Origin of the sequence: Peredibacter sp. HCB2-198 (assembly GCF_045999315.1) — a bacterium.
GTDB lineage: Bacteria > Bdellovibrionota > Bacteriovoracia > Bacteriovoracales > Bacteriovoracaceae > Peredibacter.
Map to the genome: position 1 here is coordinate 481,016 of NZ_CP174607.1, position 16,712 is coordinate 497,727.

The window sequence follows — 16,712 nt, forward strand, 5'->3', positions numbered from 1 at the left end:
AAAAAAAAATGGACCGGCGAACCGGTCCATTTTGATTGTTTGTGATTATTTACCTTCTTTGGCACCGAACATTTCTTTAGCGTAGATCACACCAAGACCGTAACCACCAGCGTGTTCTTTAACAACACTCATGACGTCATTGTATGATTCGCCACGTGCCCAGTCTCTTTGCATTTCAAGAAGATACTGGATCCAAGTAATCGGGTGAGCACCTGCTTGCACCATACGTTGAACTGCATATTCATGAGCAGGAGTTGAAACACCACCTGAAGCATCTACTACGAAGTAAACATCGTAGCCTTCATTGATGGCCGACATAACTGGCATGACACCACACACTTCAGTCCAAAGAGCTGCGATCACCAGTTTCTTACGGCCAAGTTTCTTAACAGCATCTGTTACACGATCATCTTCCCAAGTATTCATTGTTGTACGATCAATCGGCTTCTGATCTGGAAACACCGCCTGAAGCTCAGGGAAAATCGGCCCGGAAAAAGACTTCTCTGCAACAGTCGTTAGAATGGTCGGAACCTTAAAAACCTTGGCCGATTTGGCCAAACCCGTTACGTTATTGCGAAGTTCAGCAATATCCATAGAACGAGTTGCGAAGGCCATTTGCGGCTGATGATCAATCAGGATCAAAGTATGGTTTTTTGGAGTCAGAAGACCTGGCGCCGGTTTACCAGCAAAAGCAGCAGAAGAAGCACCAAGCGTTAACATAGTAGCAACAACGAGATTCATAAGTTTCATATAACGACCCTCCTAAAGGTGTAATTGTTTGATGAAACCAGTATCGCTGAAACCTAAGAAAACAATTAGACGGGATTATATGGAAACTTTATGCAATATATTGCATAATCAAACTTATGAATTTAGACGGCATTGATGTATTCGTAAAAGTCATTCAATTAGGCAGCTTTACGGCAGCGGCCAAGGCACTGAGAATGCCTACAACGACAGTCAGTAGCAAGGTCGCCTATCTCGAGAACCGATTGGGAGTGACTTTAATCCAACGTACAACTCGCAAGCTTCAACTCACTCAGGCCGGAACTGTGTTTTTCAAAAGATGTGTGGTCGCCTTAGAAGAAATTGAAGCGGGAGAAAATGAACTCTCCATTGGAAAGGCAGAGCCGGAAGGGACCCTAAAAATCTCAACTGTGGCCGAACTTGGGCACACCATTCTACCTGAGCTTATTCGCGGTTATTTACAACAATACCCCAAAATGAATATTGAGCTTATTCTCACTCCAAGAGTCGTGGATCTGATAGGTGAAGGCATTGATCTCGCCATTCGTTATGGTCAGCTCAAAGACTCTTCTCTTATGGCCAAAAAGATCACTGATGTGGATTTCTCTCTTTGGGCAAGTCCAGAATATATAAAAAAATATGGGATGCCTAAAAACGGAAGAGATCTGAAAAAGCATACCATTATTCGTTTTACGGCCTGGTCTCCGACCTTAAAATTCTCTCATGATAAAGAAATCATTGAAGTAGCAACGTCCGCAAAAATTGTGGTGGACGATCTTTCAACGGTCAAAGAATTTGCAGTGGGTGGAGACGGTATTGGAATTCTTCCGTCCTTCATGGGTAAGCGTGAGGCCAAACACAAACACTTGGTTCAAGTGGCATCAGGTCTCAGTTGGGGAACTGTTCCTCTCTCATTTGTGTACCCGCCGCAAAGATTTGTTTCACTTAAGCTGCAATCTTTTATTAGTTGGGTCGAAAAAAACAAAATGAAGATTTTTGATTAAGGAGTTTTAAGATCTCTAATTCTCTCCACCAAATGAGGTGGCAATAAATTCACGATGCCTCTACCCTCTCTCTTTGTCGAAACAAGTCTCAACCTAGCGCGAAATGCACAAAACGGTTTTGCTTCTTAGAATATTTCTAGAGGTAAATCATATGAAAAAAATCTTCACTCTTTTTGCCCTGGCCTTTACATTCTCTTCTTTTGCTCAAGATGTTCCTTCAACTCCACCAAATGCTTGTTATACAGGTTGTACAGAAACTCAGCAAAGACTTCTGACCGAATTTGAAACAGTTGGTGTACTTCCAGATCAAAGTCCCGCGGTCTATAGTGGAGTTTGCAATCATCTTGGAATGTATTCACCTGATGTAGATCACTACTCAGTTGTTTTACTAGACCAGCATCAAGGCAAATGGACCTTCGGAAGTATCTTTTCTTTCTTCGCGCCCGAGAATGATTTTAAAGATTGGGGCCTCGAAAAGGCCCGTGCAGAAATTTCTCCCTACTGGAAAGAACATAGCACGCTGATCACTGAGGACAATACTGCTCGTGCAGTTGTGAGATATGCCAATGGGACTCCGGCCTATATCTATTGGATGCGACAGAATCCAGTTACAAAAGAACTCCTCTACATCACATACGCTGGGCAGGTGATGATTTCTTTCTGTCGCCTTCAGCAGCACTGATACTTGGCCTTGCCGTCGATTTCAGGATTGGCGGCATTTTCCAATTTCTAATTTCTTCCGGTTTGGGCCAATACAATCTAGCGGTAAGTGAAAATTCCCCGTTCGGAACTGGCAACCAATTTGACTCCAAGTTTTTTCCAGGAGAAGTATTTTGGATATAAATATCTAAAGACCCGTCTAAGTTATAGCGAAGCTTGCTTCGGTTTCCGACAGAATACCGATTAAGTGGATTTTTGACCACGTAACCGTCTTTCCCATAAGCAGTCAAAGACCAGAAGGCCTTCACTGGTGGCAGTTCTTCTTTCTTAAAATGAATCACATATCTGTTTTGACCATTAAGGATTTCGCCATCACCGTCCACTAGGGCCGTGGGATAAACAATATCGAGATCAAGACTTGCTCCAAGTCCAGCGTAGGCCACCAGCGCACGTTTGGCATAATCGGTCTGATAATTTCCCAGGTTCTTCAACATGACCCAGCCATCTTTTGGAAAAGCAATGGATTCGATTTCCTTTTCAAACTTCGATCTTACTGTCTCAGGGATTTCATTGAAGACCCTCAATTCTCTCGGATTAACGACCTCCGAAGTAAATTTCGCACCAGGTGCAATCCCATACTTGGAAAATTTCTGAATGACTGGAGCATCCGCAACAGGAGGAGGATTGTCCTTCATTAAGTGATTAAGCCGATTGAAGTATTCCTCAGTCGACATTTTAAACACTTTTTCTACTGGAGATTCAGAGTAGGAAAGTTTCTTATCAACCTTACCTTCAGGTGCATGATACTTTCTACCATAGGCACTCAAAGGATAAAGCTTCAATCCTTTTTGAATTTTGGCCACAACGGTTTGGGCGTCTTTTTTTCCTCGTGCCTCCGTTCTCCCAACGATCCATGCCATATTTGTAGGAGACTTAATAACTTTCACTTCAATCGGAAGATCTCCACTCCAGTTAGGACCCACAATGGCAAATTTCGTTTTGCGGGTTCCGGTCGTCCTTTTTCCCGGAGAAGAAAAAATATTTGTCCACGCATCTAAGATCGGTAAAGTATAGTAACGATTTCCAGTATCCGGAACCTCGAGGATCATGGGCCCTTTAGATAAATCCAACCACGCCATAGAATACATCGCATCCACACTAACTCTTACGACATCTTTAAAATCGTGATCAGGATAGCGATTTGCATGAGCAAATTGATTTATGGGGGCCCGAATCTTTCTTGAATCAGGGCGGGCCACATTTGTAGCATGTTCTCGCGTCACGTCCATTAAGACCAATGGAAAGCCGTACTCATAGGCCTCGGCAAGAACCTCATTCATAGACTGAGTTTTTGGTTTATCCGATTCATGAGCACAGCCCAAAAACAATACAAAAATAAAAAAAAGATTTAGATATCGCATATGCCCTCTATGGATTTGAGGCCGTTTGATCAGTGGTCTTTACTTCTTCAAAGTCACCTGGCTTCCATTGACCTTTGAAGGCGGTTTCACCAGGACCATAAATTCTAAAGTAAACAAACCAACCCCTTCCAGGAATGGTCTTGATCCATTTACCCTCTTTGCCTGCAATTTGTTTCGGGCCGAAATATAAATCGACATTGCCTATGGTTGGAGACCCTTCAAGCTCTACCAATGAGCGAAGGGCCGCTAGTTTTTGATCGGTTTGGATCAAGCTTCGAGTCTGATTATCGTAAACAGTGACAGACCAAAATAATCTTGCAGGCACTGGCATTGGCACTGACAACTTGTATGTTTTACTACCGTCGAGATATTCACCTTTGCTGTCCTTTAGTCCAAGCCAATATAGGGAACCTGCTCCCTCTGTTCTTTTAAACATCGCCGGAGATCCAACTATTGCTTGCATGAACCAACGGTCCCTTGCTTCAAGATCCATTCCCGAAGGTGTTGAAAAATTTCCATTGTCCGAAACAAGACCTACCCATTCCCATTTGCGGTCCTTCCAAACCATCCTATCCGGTCGCCAGTTTGCAAATGCTGATACGAGCATTTGACGACGTCCCTCTTTGGCCGCCTGTTCAAGGAGACTCCGCATTTTATTATCAGGAGCAAAAGATTTTCCTTTTTCAATTCCTAAGGCCGATAGCAACCCATACATGGGTTTAAATTCTTCCAGGATCGGCTCTTCATCAATCACCTTATGAAGACGTGTCCAATACTCCATGTTGCTTTCCCAGCGTAAAGGAGTGCCGTCTATTTTCTTATTTGTGAAATCGACAAATTTAATGAGCTTAGGATTGGACGCCGTTGCATAAGGATAAATCTTTATGTCTTTAAGTCTTTCCATTGCGGCCTTCATGTCGCCATTCTGAGGCACCGATCGCATAACAAATAGTACTTTGTTACTAGTTGCACGTCCCACATGATAACCTGCAGGTATTTCACCTTTATAACCTGGCGGAAGAATCAAATGTTTGCCGCCCTTTCCTGCATCAGGGCCCGGCAGCCCCATATCTAAAATCCAGTTTTGATGATGGTCATCGGCAACTCCGATAAATGGACCGGGTGGCATATCAATCACCATGGCACCATCTTTTAAATCCAATGTTCCAACTCCATAAGGAGTGTCCATATTGGCCGTAAAAGCGAGGGCCTCTGGTGAAGCACTTAATAGATAAGCGACAGATTCATTATCTTTTAAACCCTGCTCTCGGAATCCATTAAAAATTCCTTCAGCAGAGACCGTTGGATACCAAAAGCGATAGGCCTGTACCGCCCGCTGAAAGACTTGATCGTTTCTTGCTTGAATGACAGTGTCGTTATCTGGATAACCGCTTTTGAAGCCCGGTTCATCGGCAGCAAAAGCAAAAGATGAAAGAGACAATATAAGTGACAATAAGATTTTCATAAATCACATCCTTGTGGACTACTGTAAGCATTCTCAAAATACGCAAGAGGTCTTGTCACCGTTCGGTGCTTATAAGTCTCACTTACTCACTAAAGTAAAATGGGCCTTCCATTTGCACGAAGATATCTATTTCTGAATAAAGCTTCGTGAAATTGTTCCAACGAGGCATTCTAGGAGGGAATTATGGTACTTAGTGATAATCTCATGGGCCTCACTCAAACTTTCACTTCTCCTGACATAGTAAAAAAATTTAGTAGGCTTTTAGGTGAACCGGAAGAAAAGACCAGGGCCGGACTTAAATCTGCCATTCCCACTCTCTTGATGGGTATTGCAGATAAAGGTACCACTCCAGAAGGAGCAGAAAGAATTGCAGATCTTGCTCGCAATCATCCCACAGATCCTAACTCTCCTGCGAATGAACTCAGTGAAACGAATCTGACAGAAGGAAACAGTGTTCTCAATGGGATTTTCGGAAGCGGCCTTACTCCGATGATTTCAAGACTAGGTAACTTCACAGGTCTGAATACTTCAAGTGTTGCCAAAATGTTAGGACTCGCGACTCCACTTGTTATGGGTGTTATTGGAAACAAAGTTAAGAAAGATAATTTGAATGCTGCAGGTCTGATGGGATTTTTTAATCAACAGAAAAAATCCTTGGCCGGTCTTATCCCTACAAGCTTAGGTGGAGGGACCGCTGCGACAACGTCTTATAGAGGTCTGGGTGTAAATCATTACAAGAAGGTTGGATCAAAACGTTATTGGTTTTTTGCGGTTTTGGCGGTATTCGCAGTTCTCATTGGACTTTGGTTTAAATCAGAAAGCACGAAAGAACAAATCCCAAAGGCCGCACTTACTCCAACCAGTCCTAATGCGGCGACAATGCCTCAAGTGACGAACATTCCTGCAGGAACGACATCAAATACAACTGCGGCAAATCCAAATACCGAAACCGATACAGTCAAAACAACGGCCTCTGCTCCTGCAAGAGGACAAGAACCGACCTCTATTGCGACCACAGGGACCACGGGGCCAGCAGCTCTAAGTGAACTCTCTGCATTCTTAAAGGCCGGAGATGCTGCTGCTGTTCCAAAACGCTTTAGCTTTAAGAATCTGGTTTTTGCTTCTTCTTCTGCTGCTCTCATGACAGGGGCCGAATCTGAACTGGACCTTATCGCCAATGCCATGAAAGAAAATCCGAATGCAACGGCAACGATTGAAGGTTATACCGACAACTCTGGTAATGCTGGTGCCAATCAACTACTTTCAGAAAATCGTGCGAAAGAAGTAAAAAAACAATTGGTATCAAGAGGAGTTGCAGAAAATAGAATTACTGCCATTGGTAAAGGTTCAGAAGGGCCAATTGCTCCAAATGAAACTGCTGAAGGTCGCGCTCTTAACCGTAGGATCGAATTTGTCGTGACAAAAATTAAATAGCACTCACCGGGCCGCTCATTTCAATTTCCAATGAGCGGCCTTCCTTAAGTTTCCTAAATAATAATAAACAAAGATAGGCCGTTAAATTGCTTTTGGCATTTGATCATGACTTCTTGTTATGCGGAAGTATTCTTATTGGAAACAGAGGAGAAATCTATGAAGTCAATCATCGCCTCTTTGCTCCTGCTTTCAATATTTATTGCAGCACCCACAGCACGAGCTTATTCGACAATGGATATAAACTTCAATCTAGGTCCTTCACTAAGCCAATCTGGTGGAATTTCGGATCTCGGTGAGCCAAATATTAATACCGGCTTTGAGTTTAACTATTTCTTCCGAGAAAATCATGGGATCGGATTTTCTTATTCCAATGAGTTTGACTTTAATGGAAGTAGAAAATTTCCAGGAATTGATAATGGTTCCATTTCAACATTTGATCTCCACTATGCTTATCGCCATTTTTTTACTCCAAAATTTCACGTGCTATTTGAACCAGGATTCGGTTGGCAAACTCTTTATGATGAGAGTGGTGACTACTACTGGTACTATGCCTATTATGATGATCTATCGACTGCGCTGATCTTCGATTATAAGCTTATGGCCCGCTTTATTCTAAAAGAATGGGACAAAGATGAGGGGTCAACTGGATCATTCTACCTCGGGGCGGGTGTTCAACAGATCTTCTCCTTTGATGATAGTCTGAATGGTAAAGACATTTCAGGTAACCGTCTCGCCATGCTTTTTCAAATCGGTTTTGGATTCTAGAAAATAAAAAGGCCACCCGAGAGGTGGCCTTCTATTATGATCTAGGTCTTATGAATTGATGAAATTTTGCTTTCTTTTTACTTTTCTTAAAGACCGCTAAATCGGTCTTTCGCATTTCTTCCAGTTCGCGATAAAAATCCATATAACTCATTGGTACGCCATGTTTCTTTTCAAAAGCAACATCACGCGCTTTAAGTTCTACCAGAAGGTTCTCACCCAATTGATTGATGATAGTCACTGTTCTGATCATATTGCGCGGAACTTCTTTAGAAAAATCATCCAGTTTCAAAACTTTCTTCACAAGTGGCCACATAAAGGTACGACGAACATCATAAATCAAAGTACCGGCCAAGCGCGACTTCATATTATCTTTTAACTCGTAATCTTTTTTAACCATCCAATCAAAAATAGCAGACATAATGGCGTCTTTTTGACGAGATTCTCGTGTCAGACGAAGATCCTGGAATTCACCCATGAGTTCAAAGCGAGGATCAATCTCCATATCACCTGGCTCATAAGTTTCACCTTCAACGAGTTTTAAGCGTTCGATGATACTTTTGGCACCGGCGATCTCGTTCGGGTAGAAAGGGATCTTAAACTGGTTATTACTCGCCATTTGGAAAGCGACCTGAGAGACCTCGGCGCATGACATGGTTTTTGAATCATTAAAATCCAATTCATAGTCATATTTAATCGGAGCCTTGGCATCAATCCGTTCTTGAACCAATTTGGCCATCTTCTCGGCGGCACTCTTCGCTAAAGACCTATCTTTTGCTCTTAACCAAAGGATCCGTGCGTTTTCATTTTTAAGGGCATAGTCCATATCGTAGAAAGCAACTCCGACACCAACATATGACTCAATGGTTTTAAGCTCTTTGGTCTTAGGATCTTCCGCCACCATCACCACATGACTGAACTGAGTTGAACGAGTCCCAAGACGAGCAATCATTCCGGAAAGGAAACTCACTCCACGCGTGATTAACAAATCACCTGGTTCAAGTTTTGGAGAATTGTTTGAGCGAAATTGATAGTACGGGGCAGAGTTATCACGGATGGGTATTGGTTGTTTTTGAAAATCAATCTCGGCTGGTGTCGCGTGAGTGACCTTACGAGACAACTCCAACAAGTAATCCTCCACGAAACGCAATTGACGAAAGTTTGCCTGCATTTGAATCGCGCAATCTTTATCCACTTCCTCTAAACGAGAATGAAGTGTACTTCTGATGAGCCAAGAATTTTTAGTGATCTTCTCAGCATCCTGGACCGCCGTAGCAGGAATAGACTTTACGTCCATGGCATCAATCTGTTTCTCTAACTCTTTCAAATAAGGCACGCAATTTTGAGGAAACTGATGGTCCTCAACATCGGCCAAGATATCTTCACTCGCTCGTAGTAAATCATCTAGTCTGGGTGGAGAAATTGGCGCGCTAGCGGTTCGCCTTCCCATGTGCATACAAGATGAAAGGATGAGAACTGAGGGCAGAATGAGATGATATATTTTCATGGATTCCCTTATCGGAATCCTCGGGCATTTACGTTAATTTGAAGCTTAAGTGTGTGAAAAAAGGCGGCATTAAAAATGCCGCCGGAAGATTTGAATTAGATAACTCGTCCAAGCACCCACAAACCAACCATCATCGTTTCGTTGCGGATGTTTCTCTCATCAAGCATGCGGATGAAAGGAATCACTGTAAGCGAAGGAATTGGTGAGTAACCAACACCCCAGCTGAAATAGTTTTTATATCTCTTCAAGTACCAGAAGTCCCTGTGCTTCGGGTTTGAAGAATCATTCGTATTTCTGTGCTGCATGTCCCACTCGTGCATCATCTGAGCATTGAACTTGTCATTGATCTGATAGTTAATGAGTGTGGTGAAGTTGATACGGTGACGTTCTTCAGTCGCATCATTTTCCATCGCGTAGTAACGGTAGTTGTTCCAAAGGATGATACGCCATTCAGGTCGAGGCATCCAAGTGAAGTCATGCTGCCATTCGATTTGAGATTCAATGTTTTCGTTACGGGATTTGGTAGAAAAAGGGGCACGATGAGTGAGGCGGTTGTTATACTGGAAAGTCGGCGTTTTGTAGAAGGTATAGAAAATACCAAATTGCCAGTCATCCATCATTACCACGTGTGGATCGGCGTTTGATCGGATGTCATTCCTATCACCGATTACCGTACTGACCCTTGGACTCATGAACAGGTTAAAGTTCTGAGTCAGAAGATACCTGACGTTGAACGAGTGATACATGGTCATCGGCTCACGCTTCTTACTACCATCATCCTCGATCTCGTTGTCGTCCCATTTTTTTATGGATGGGCCGAGAGTCTCACTGAAGTAGCTGATCTTAAATTTCTCTCTCAGACGTTGGAGAGAAAACCCAGATAGCTCCGTCGATGAGGTGTTGGTCGCAGATGTTGTAGTTGTCTGAGCAAAAACTGCTCCAGAGCTCAACAAGAGGATCAAAAACAAATTTTTCATTTGATATACCCATCTTTAAAAAAGTTAATGTTCACTTCTTGTATACATGATTTCAATTATTAGAAAGGGCCTTGTTAACTTTTTTTTAGTTCATAACAAAATCTTCACAGTCGGTGTCAGAGTGACATCAAAAAGCAAGAAAAATTCCTATTGAAGTAAGAAAACTGAGGCTAGACAAAATGAAACAGAGGCCTTTTTACGCTGCAAAATCTCTCCATGATTTCATGTACATGGAGCACTAATAAAAATTCTGCTCTAAACAAAACCATTTCAAGGGTGACAGTCTCGCTCTCGGATTGGTATGTAGCCTTTGAAATTTTTACAGGGGGTCTTGTTTGAAATTAATTAGCCTGTTTGCGCTTATGGGTCTTTCTATCTCTGTTTTCGCCCAAGAGATTAAACTAAACCCTTTCCAATGGACCATGACAGACGTTGCTTCTCGCGGTCTTACTAAAGAAACTCTCTTCAAAGGTATGGATACTGATTTTGTTAAAACAAAGAGCTCTATCTGTTCTAACCGTGCTCTTATGTGGGCAAACGATTTTAAACGTGATCACAACCTAGATACTGGTAAGATCTTTATCTTCTTCACAGAAAAAAAGAACGACGACATTAAATTCAAGGTTTGGTGGTACCACGTTGCTCCTATTATCAATGAAAATGGCAACATTTGGGTAGTAGATGCTGGTTTCCAGGGTCGTAATGGCATCAACGAACCAAGAACAAAAGAAGACTGGATGAAGTATTTCAACCAGGGCCAGGTTTGTCGTGAGATTAAACCACATGAAACTGAATTGATTGAACTTATGTTCTCTCAGCAGACTTATCCAAAATACACAGCATACGGAAATCATCCTTGTTACTACATGATTGTTCCGCACACTATCTGGACACCAAACGTTCTTGCTCAATCTCTTTTGGGTAAAGATGCTTCTGGTAAACCGGTTCGCGTAGAGCGTCCGGCCATCGTTCAAAGAGAATTAATGGAAGCTTGTGTAGAAGCAGCTGCGGGAAAAATTGGTCGCGTTTTTGGTTCTAGCAAAAAGAAATGTGAAGAATACGTAGCAAAATAATCTCATTTCCCTGGAGTTATCTAAAAAACTCCAGGGTTCTTTTCCACGAATCCACCGCCGCCTCAGCATTATAAGATTTTCTCTCGTCACAAAAAAATCCATGATCACCGTTTTCATAGACCACAATCTCATGTGGAACACTATCACGAGAGAGTGTTTGGCGAAGAACATTGATATCAGACTCTGTAATGCTGGCGTCTTTTCCACCAAAAAAGAACAACGTTTGTCCTTTGATATGTTTTAAATCATCCAGAATAGGACGAATTTTAAACCCTTCCCGAGGTCTTACCATTCCCCCACCATAGAAGGAGACCATGCGTTTAATGTCTAATTTTGTCGCTCCTAGGGCCGACATAAATCCACCTACGCAGAAACCAATGGAATACACCTGACTTAGATCTGCCATGGGAAGATCTTTAAGAAATTTCAAAGTTCCTTTTATGTCTTCAATAATGTCTTCATTCGTGAGCTTTCCCAGGAGAGGAAAAATTGCTTCTCGATTGGCGTAATCCACCACAATTCTTCTCCCCTCTCGATGATAAAGATCAGGGGCCACCGCCATAAAACCTTCTTGTGCCAGTCTTTCACAGACACTTTGGATGTGATGGTTCACACCAAACGCTTCCATAAACACTAGGATCACAGGAGATTTAATTTCAGGAGAAGCAACGTAGAGATCAAAGGGCCCAGTGGGAGTTTCAATCGTTAGAAAATTTTTAGTGATATTCATGAAGAAGATAATAGCCAAAAAAAAAGAGGGGGACCAAGTCCCCCTCTATCAAAAAAAACTAAGCAGCTTTTTTATTCTCTTGGTCAGTGCGGAATGCGTTGATATCCACGACGTTACCTTGACCTTTATTGGCCATTAGCTTGGCGTGGTTAATTGCTTTTTGTTCTTTCTTCGTCAGTTTCTTTTTCTGACCATTGTTTTCATGCTTCTTACTCATACGTACCTCCAGATAGAGCATTTCGTCTCATCACGAGAACTTGAAATCTTATCGACATTAAGGTCCATTTTCTTGAGTATGACGCTCAAGATTGTCGTGTTTTCGAGGGCTTGAACTTAAACCAAGCCTAAATATAAATTATAGTTTACTCCAGGCACGGGCCTTTTGCGTCTCATTTAAAGCATAAGAATATGCGCCTGATCTAGAGAGGAGTATGATGATGTGAGAAGGTATTGTATGCAGGAAAACCCAGTTGATAACAAAGTAGATAATTCCATCGCGGCTATTTGGTCGATGATGCTTCCAGGTCTTGGCCAATTAATGAAAGGTCAGATCATGGCGGGTATTTTCTGGGCCCTTTTTGTTGGTTTTGGCTACTTTGCTTTCTTCTGGCCCGGTCTCTTTCTGCATGGACTGTGCATTATGGATGCGGCATTTAATAAAGGCCAAAATTCCTGGATCGGTTTTGATAATATTTATAAGAAAATTATTTTCGCACTTCTTGTACTCGCCTTGTTGGCCTACATCGTAATTAGAAATTTCTAATCATATGGTAAAGACCTCCTTAACAAGTGAGGTATTCCATGAAGTCCCTAGCATTGGCCTTTTTGTTCCCGCTTTCTGTCTTCGCACAAACAATAACGATCGAAGAATTTAAGTATCCTGTCCGAGACATTTCGACTCTTAAGTTGAATAAAGAAGATCTCTACAAGAGCATGGATCTTTCTTTAATTAAACCGAAAGATTCGATTTGCTCGAGCCGCGCCCATATGTGGGCCTTCGATTTTAAGAAAAAATTTGAAGTTGATTCGCCAAAGATTTTTCTTTTCTTCACTCGTAAAAACAATCGCCATGGAGAATTCACGTGGTGGTATCACGTGGCCCCAATGGTGAATGAAAAAGGAAAACTGTGGGTGATGGACAAGGGCTTTCCTAAAAAATTTAACTCACCTCTACTTCCTAATGCATGGATGAAAAAGTTTGTGGGAGAAAACACTGTCTGTAGAGAAATCAAGGCAGGCGAAGATGATTTAGTAGAGCGCATGTTCAAAGGTTCTTCTTTCCCAGTTGAAACTCAATATGGCAGTCATGACTGCTACTACAAGTTTACACCTGCTGGATATGTAACTCCTGAGAGTGTGGCGAAAAACATTCTCGGTAAAGATGCAGACGGAAGACCGGTTAATTTCAATCGCGATGACTTCAACTTGAATGAAGTTTTCAATGCTTGCCTTGAGGCCCACACCGCTCCTTGGGGTTGGGCAGTGGGTGCGGGCCAACAAGCTTGTCGAAATTTTGTCCGAAACTAAGTTTTAAAATGCGAGAGTGGTGTACTGACAGTCACGCCAATTTTCCCACGGAGAGGTCTCAGGCCTCTCCGTATAATCTCGATTTAGGCCCGGAAGAACCAATTGAATTTTTGGTGTTTCAGTCATCTCAATAATCATTCTCATAGAAGCGCCCGAGTATTGCTCGAATACTTTTCGATCCGGATTCCATTTGGAGGTTCCTGGATCAACAGAATGGTTGTCCCCTACACCTGGGAGTTCAGGTGAAAATATCCAAGATTCATTTTTCGACATGTGGGCAAAGTTCAATCTCAACACTTCTGACCAAGGTCTCCCTTGAACATCTTTATTCGCTTCTTCAAAGAAAGACTTAAACTCTAATACTTGTGTTTCAGTAAGATCATCCAGGAGTTTAAATAAAGCGTATTCATTCACTTCCCATTTCTCAAATGTGAGATCTAACAAACGACGGTAAAGTGGAAGAACCTTTGAATCATTCGTGGCCAGCATGTCCCAATTTTTAAACTCGTCAGCTTGTAGATACTTCTGAATTTTTGGAAGGAAGAATCTTGCGTCCACCACTTTGCGATCACACTGAATTTTTTTAAAGGCCTCAGGATCTTCATGATCTTTTAGCATTTCTTCAATTCGAAATCCGCGAAAAGAATAACTGTAACCACGGCCTCCATAAAAGGCCGCATCCGATGGCCAGTGACGATTGTTGGCGGAATATACGTACTCTCTTTTTGGTTTAATCACCTGTGGTCTGTTTTCAACCGGCAAGTATTCTTCATTTTGAATTTCAGTCAGAGTTCTTTCGCTAATGCCATAGGGATTTTTTTCGCGATTCAGATAGGTCTTTCCAATCAGACGATAACCGATGTCACCTTTCGTGTCCGCAAAAACATAGTTCCAAGAAGGAAGACCAATCTGTGAGAGGAGGTCATTCATTTCAGGCACATTCTTCACTTTATAGAGATCAAACATCGGAAAGATCTCTTCCGGTTTCAGCGAGAAACCTGTCCAGCGAAGAACCAATTTTTTATCAGTATCAGTTTCCAAAGGTAAAATTCTCTGCCCTGTTTTTAAGCGCTCAAAGCTTTTAAACATAAAAGGTACTTTGAAAAACCACACCTTGATCCAGACCGTTGGTCGAAACGTTTCGATATCTGAATCTTTTGCATCACTCGCGAAATACACATCGGCAGAATTTAAATAAGAGTTGGTAAGCCCCCAAGCGACTTTACCATTGGTTCCGCTCACAATAACTGGGACACCTGGAACACTGGCCCCGATAACTTTTTCCTCAGGGGTCGAGATTTTGATCCAATACCAAAACATTGGTGTTTTTAAATCCAAATGGGGATCATTGGCGAGAATTGCGTGACCGGTCTTCGATTTCTTTTTACTGATTGCCCAGTTATTGGAGCCTGATTCAAGTCCAAAGACACTTGGGAATTCGGCCCAGAGTTTTACATTCTTGTGATTGGTATAGGTAGTCTTAGGAGTTTCTTTTTTTAAGTACTCTCCTTCTTTAAGGATCGTACTTTCCCAAGGCATGTGGTCTTCATCAAAAAGCTCTTCCGTTTTACTGCCCCACTTGGCCTTTAACTTTTCTTCCTCATAATCTCGGAAGAAGGTTTTTCTCGTTTGATCAAATGACTGAAGAAGTAAAATGAGAACAGTGTGCTCGGGTCTCCAAGGTTCAGGCTCGTACCATTTATCCTGAAACTCTCGGGCCTTCTTTCCTTCAACAAAACCAGCATTCGCTCCTTCTGCATAAAGTTCAAGCAGACGTTTTCTTTCTGGCGGGAACTCGTTCCAAAGCTTGGTGGCAAGTTCTTCCAGATTTAAAAGTCTCATCATGAGGTCAGAACGGAGCTGAGAAAATCCCAGGACCTCGGCATTTCTTCCTTGTCCTACACGTCTAAAGTAATCCATTTCCCAAGCACGGTCATGCGCATGGTGAAAGCCAAAACAATAGATGGCCTCATCCTGACTTTGAGCTTCCTGATGGGGAATATTTAATTCCTGATAGGTGGCCTTACAATTATAAGTGGCAGCAAAGGCAGAAGAGAGAAAGAAGCTCAGGACGAAATAAAGCATATTACTCCAGACGAGAACGCAATTGATGGATGAAATAATTTTTTATATTTTGAGAGATATAATCATAACCATTATAGATTTCAGTTTCGATTTGAGTGATGTCTCCTGAAGTAAGACCTTGAAAATCAGGACGATCTCTCCAGCCATTGTTCCACTTCTTATCAGGATATTTAATAGGTGAAAGAGACCCTGCTCGCACCCCAAGATACATGAGTTCTGCTATTTGAGTGGCACCGGTTTTGGCGATACAACTTTTTAAATCTAAATCTGCAACGTCACGGTCTCGCTTACTTCCTCCCGCCCAGAAAAACATGTCATGAGTAAGGCAACAATGTTTCCATAAAGCGGGTTCTTCCTTTGTTCCTTCCGGAAAATTGGTGCAGAAGTCAGTCTTAAAAGGGCGAACATTGTCCGCCCAAGCAAAACTTGAAATCATTAGAAGAAGAAAGAAGTATTTCATGGCAATGATACTTTGAAGAGTGCACCTGCTCTCACAATGTCACCGTCTTGATGTTCATTATAAAGCCCACAACCAACCAAAGTGTTGCCTTCAAAATAGAAGTCACCCTTGAGCATCATATAATGGGTGCTCATACCCGAACCAAGCTGAAGGGCCACCCAACGAGGTCTGAATTTCTTTCCACTTGAAATTTGTTTCGGAGTGATGACATGAATCCATCCTCCATTATTGAGAATCAGATTTCCATTGTGCCAATGAGCAATCGCTTCGGGATCAATGACTCCAGCTCTAACATTATCGTAAGGTGCGGTCTTAATCACTTTACCTTCAAGGTTCATGGTGGCCACACCATTAAATCCACCTTCGCGTGTTCCTGTCATCACCACCAGGGCATTAGTTCCGTCAAACGTCACGGAAACCGCCTCACCACCATCAACTTCATTTAAGTATGAGGTCCAGGCAATTTCTTTGGTCTTGGTATTGAATGCAGAAATAGCTCCACCTCCACGAACAACGAGAATCAAATCTTGGGCCTTGGTCATGGAAATATTTTTATCCATTTCAAAACCTTCGATGCCAGAACCATCTTTATTCATCTGAATTAGGGAGTTGCTTGCCAATACCCAAAGTTTGTCACCATCGCGGATGACACCTTTAAGACGAACATGATTTTCAAAAATTAACTGGCCTTCAAGATTTTCCAGAACATTGAAACGAGTGAGAAAGCCGTCAGCGAAAGAAGGAGCTGACATCATTTTACAAACGTTATCAAGGTGAGAGGCCTGAACTGATAATGATATTAATGCGGAAGCAAGTGCTATACGCCACATGGAAGGACTCCTTTCCTTAGTGAATGTCTT

Annotated in this window: 17 protein-coding genes; 7 read left to right on the forward strand and 10 right to left on the reverse strand. The window is 42.2% G+C overall.

Features of this window, described 5'->3' with window-relative positions; genetic code table 11:
* Nucleotides 1-45: 45 nt before the first annotated feature.
* Nucleotides 46-741: a hydrolase gene (locus ACJVC5_RS02515; protein ID WP_408099219.1), complete on the reverse strand. Its 696-nt coding sequence runs from the start codon at nt 739-741 to the stop codon at nt 46-48.
* A 125-nt stretch (nt 742-866) separates the two neighbouring features.
* On the opposite strand from ACJVC5_RS02515, the gene ACJVC5_RS02520 reads away from it, so the two are divergent.
* Nucleotides 867-1,751, forward strand: a complete 885-nt coding sequence (locus ACJVC5_RS02520; RefSeq protein WP_408097806.1) for a LysR family transcriptional regulator — start codon at nt 867-869, stop codon at nt 1,749-1,751.
* A 151-nt stretch (nt 1,752-1,902) separates the two neighbouring features.
* Nucleotides 1,903-2,433: a hypothetical protein gene (locus tag ACJVC5_RS02525; RefSeq protein ID WP_408097807.1), complete on the forward strand. Its 531-nt coding sequence runs from the start codon at nt 1,903-1,905 to the stop codon at nt 2,431-2,433.
* Here ACJVC5_RS02525 and ACJVC5_RS02530 read toward each other — a convergent pair.
* Both ACJVC5_RS02530 and ACJVC5_RS02535 read right to left on the reverse strand, forming a co-directional pair.
* Complete coding sequence (locus ACJVC5_RS02530; RefSeq protein WP_408097808.1) at nt 2,381-3,832, reverse strand: DUF1254 domain-containing protein; 1,452 nt, start codon at nt 3,830-3,832, stop codon at nt 2,381-2,383. The genes ACJVC5_RS02525 and ACJVC5_RS02530 overlap by 53 nt on opposite strands.
* Before the next feature lie 7 nt (nt 3,833-3,839).
* Entirely contained in the window at nt 3,840-5,297 is a 1,458-nt protein-coding gene (locus tag ACJVC5_RS02535) for a DUF1254 domain-containing protein (protein ID WP_408097809.1), read from the reverse strand.
* Nucleotides 5,298-5,480: 183 nt separating this feature from the next.
* Here ACJVC5_RS02535 and ACJVC5_RS02540 point away from each other — a divergent pair, with 183 nt between their 5' ends.
* Nucleotides 5,481-6,731 carry an OmpA family protein gene (locus ACJVC5_RS02540; protein ID WP_408097810.1) on the forward strand — a complete coding sequence of 417 codons (1,251 nt, stop codon included), beginning with the start codon at nt 5,481-5,483 and terminating at the stop codon, nt 6,729-6,731.
* Nucleotides 6,732-6,887: 156 nt separating this feature from the next.
* Nucleotides 6,888-7,496 (forward strand): hypothetical protein, encoded by a 609-nt coding sequence (locus ACJVC5_RS02545; protein WP_408097811.1) that lies wholly within the window; start codon nt 6,888-6,890, stop codon nt 7,494-7,496.
* Nucleotides 7,497-7,530: 34 nt separating this feature from the next.
* On the opposite strand, the gene ACJVC5_RS02550 is transcribed toward ACJVC5_RS02545, so the two are convergent.
* Both ACJVC5_RS02550 and ACJVC5_RS02555 read right to left on the reverse strand, forming a co-directional pair.
* Complete coding sequence (locus ACJVC5_RS02550; protein ID WP_408097812.1) at nt 7,531-9,000, reverse strand: hypothetical protein; 1,470 nt, start codon at nt 8,998-9,000, stop codon at nt 7,531-7,533.
* A 95-nt stretch (nt 9,001-9,095) separates the two neighbouring features.
* Nucleotides 9,096-9,977 carry a hypothetical protein gene (locus ACJVC5_RS02555; protein ID WP_408097813.1) on the reverse strand — a complete coding sequence of 294 codons (882 nt, stop codon included), beginning with the start codon at nt 9,975-9,977 and terminating at the stop codon, nt 9,096-9,098.
* A gap of 335 nt (nt 9,978-10,312) precedes the next feature.
* On the opposite strand from ACJVC5_RS02555, the gene ACJVC5_RS02560 reads away from it, so the two are divergent.
* A complete protein-coding gene (locus tag ACJVC5_RS02560) occupies nt 10,313-11,050 on the forward strand; it encodes a protein-glutamine glutaminase family protein (RefSeq protein ID WP_408097814.1) in 738 nt (245 codons plus the stop codon).
* Nucleotides 11,051-11,066: 16 nt separating this feature from the next.
* Here the strand turns inward: ACJVC5_RS02560 and ACJVC5_RS02565 are convergent, their stop codons facing one another.
* Both ACJVC5_RS02565 and ACJVC5_RS02570 read right to left on the reverse strand, forming a co-directional pair.
* Nucleotides 11,067-11,780: a dienelactone hydrolase family protein gene (locus ACJVC5_RS02565; protein ID WP_408097815.1), complete on the reverse strand. Its 714-nt coding sequence runs from the start codon at nt 11,778-11,780 to the stop codon at nt 11,067-11,069.
* 58 nt (nt 11,781-11,838) lie between these two features.
* Nucleotides 11,839-11,997, reverse strand: coding sequence for a hypothetical protein (locus tag ACJVC5_RS02570; RefSeq protein ID WP_408097816.1), 159 nt, complete (start codon nt 11,995-11,997; stop codon nt 11,839-11,841).
* A 237-nt stretch (nt 11,998-12,234) separates the two neighbouring features.
* Between ACJVC5_RS02570 and ACJVC5_RS02575 the strand changes: the two genes are divergently transcribed.
* Both ACJVC5_RS02575 and ACJVC5_RS02580 read left to right on the forward strand, forming a co-directional pair.
* Nucleotides 12,235-12,543: a hypothetical protein gene (locus tag ACJVC5_RS02575; protein ID WP_408097817.1), complete on the forward strand. Its 309-nt coding sequence runs from the start codon at nt 12,235-12,237 to the stop codon at nt 12,541-12,543.
* A 38-nt stretch (nt 12,544-12,581) separates the two neighbouring features.
* Nucleotides 12,582-13,307 (forward strand): protein-glutamine glutaminase family protein, encoded by a 726-nt coding sequence (locus ACJVC5_RS02580; RefSeq protein WP_408097818.1) that lies wholly within the window; start codon nt 12,582-12,584, stop codon nt 13,305-13,307.
* A gap of 3 nt (nt 13,308-13,310) precedes the next feature.
* Here ACJVC5_RS02580 and ACJVC5_RS02585 read toward each other — a convergent pair whose 3' ends face one another.
* Genes ACJVC5_RS02585 through ACJVC5_RS02595 form a run of 3 tightly spaced genes read right to left on the reverse strand, consistent with a single transcriptional unit; the run spans nt 13,311 to nt 16,682 of the window.
* Nucleotides 13,311-15,392 carry a penicillin acylase family protein gene (locus tag ACJVC5_RS02585; protein WP_408097819.1) on the reverse strand — a complete coding sequence of 694 codons (2,082 nt, stop codon included), beginning with the start codon at nt 15,390-15,392 and terminating at the stop codon, nt 13,311-13,313.
* 1 nt (nt 15,393) lies between these two features.
* Nucleotides 15,394-15,852 carry a hypothetical protein gene (locus ACJVC5_RS02590; protein WP_408097820.1) on the reverse strand — a complete coding sequence of 153 codons (459 nt, stop codon included), beginning with the start codon at nt 15,850-15,852 and terminating at the stop codon, nt 15,394-15,396.
* The gene (locus ACJVC5_RS02595) at nt 15,849-16,682 is read right to left on the reverse strand and encodes a hypothetical protein (RefSeq protein ID WP_408097821.1); all 834 of its coding nucleotides are present in this window, start codon (nt 16,680-16,682) and stop codon (nt 15,849-15,851) included. Before ACJVC5_RS02595 ends, ACJVC5_RS02590 begins: the two co-directional genes overlap by 4 nt.
* Nucleotides 16,683-16,712 lie beyond the last annotated feature (30 nt).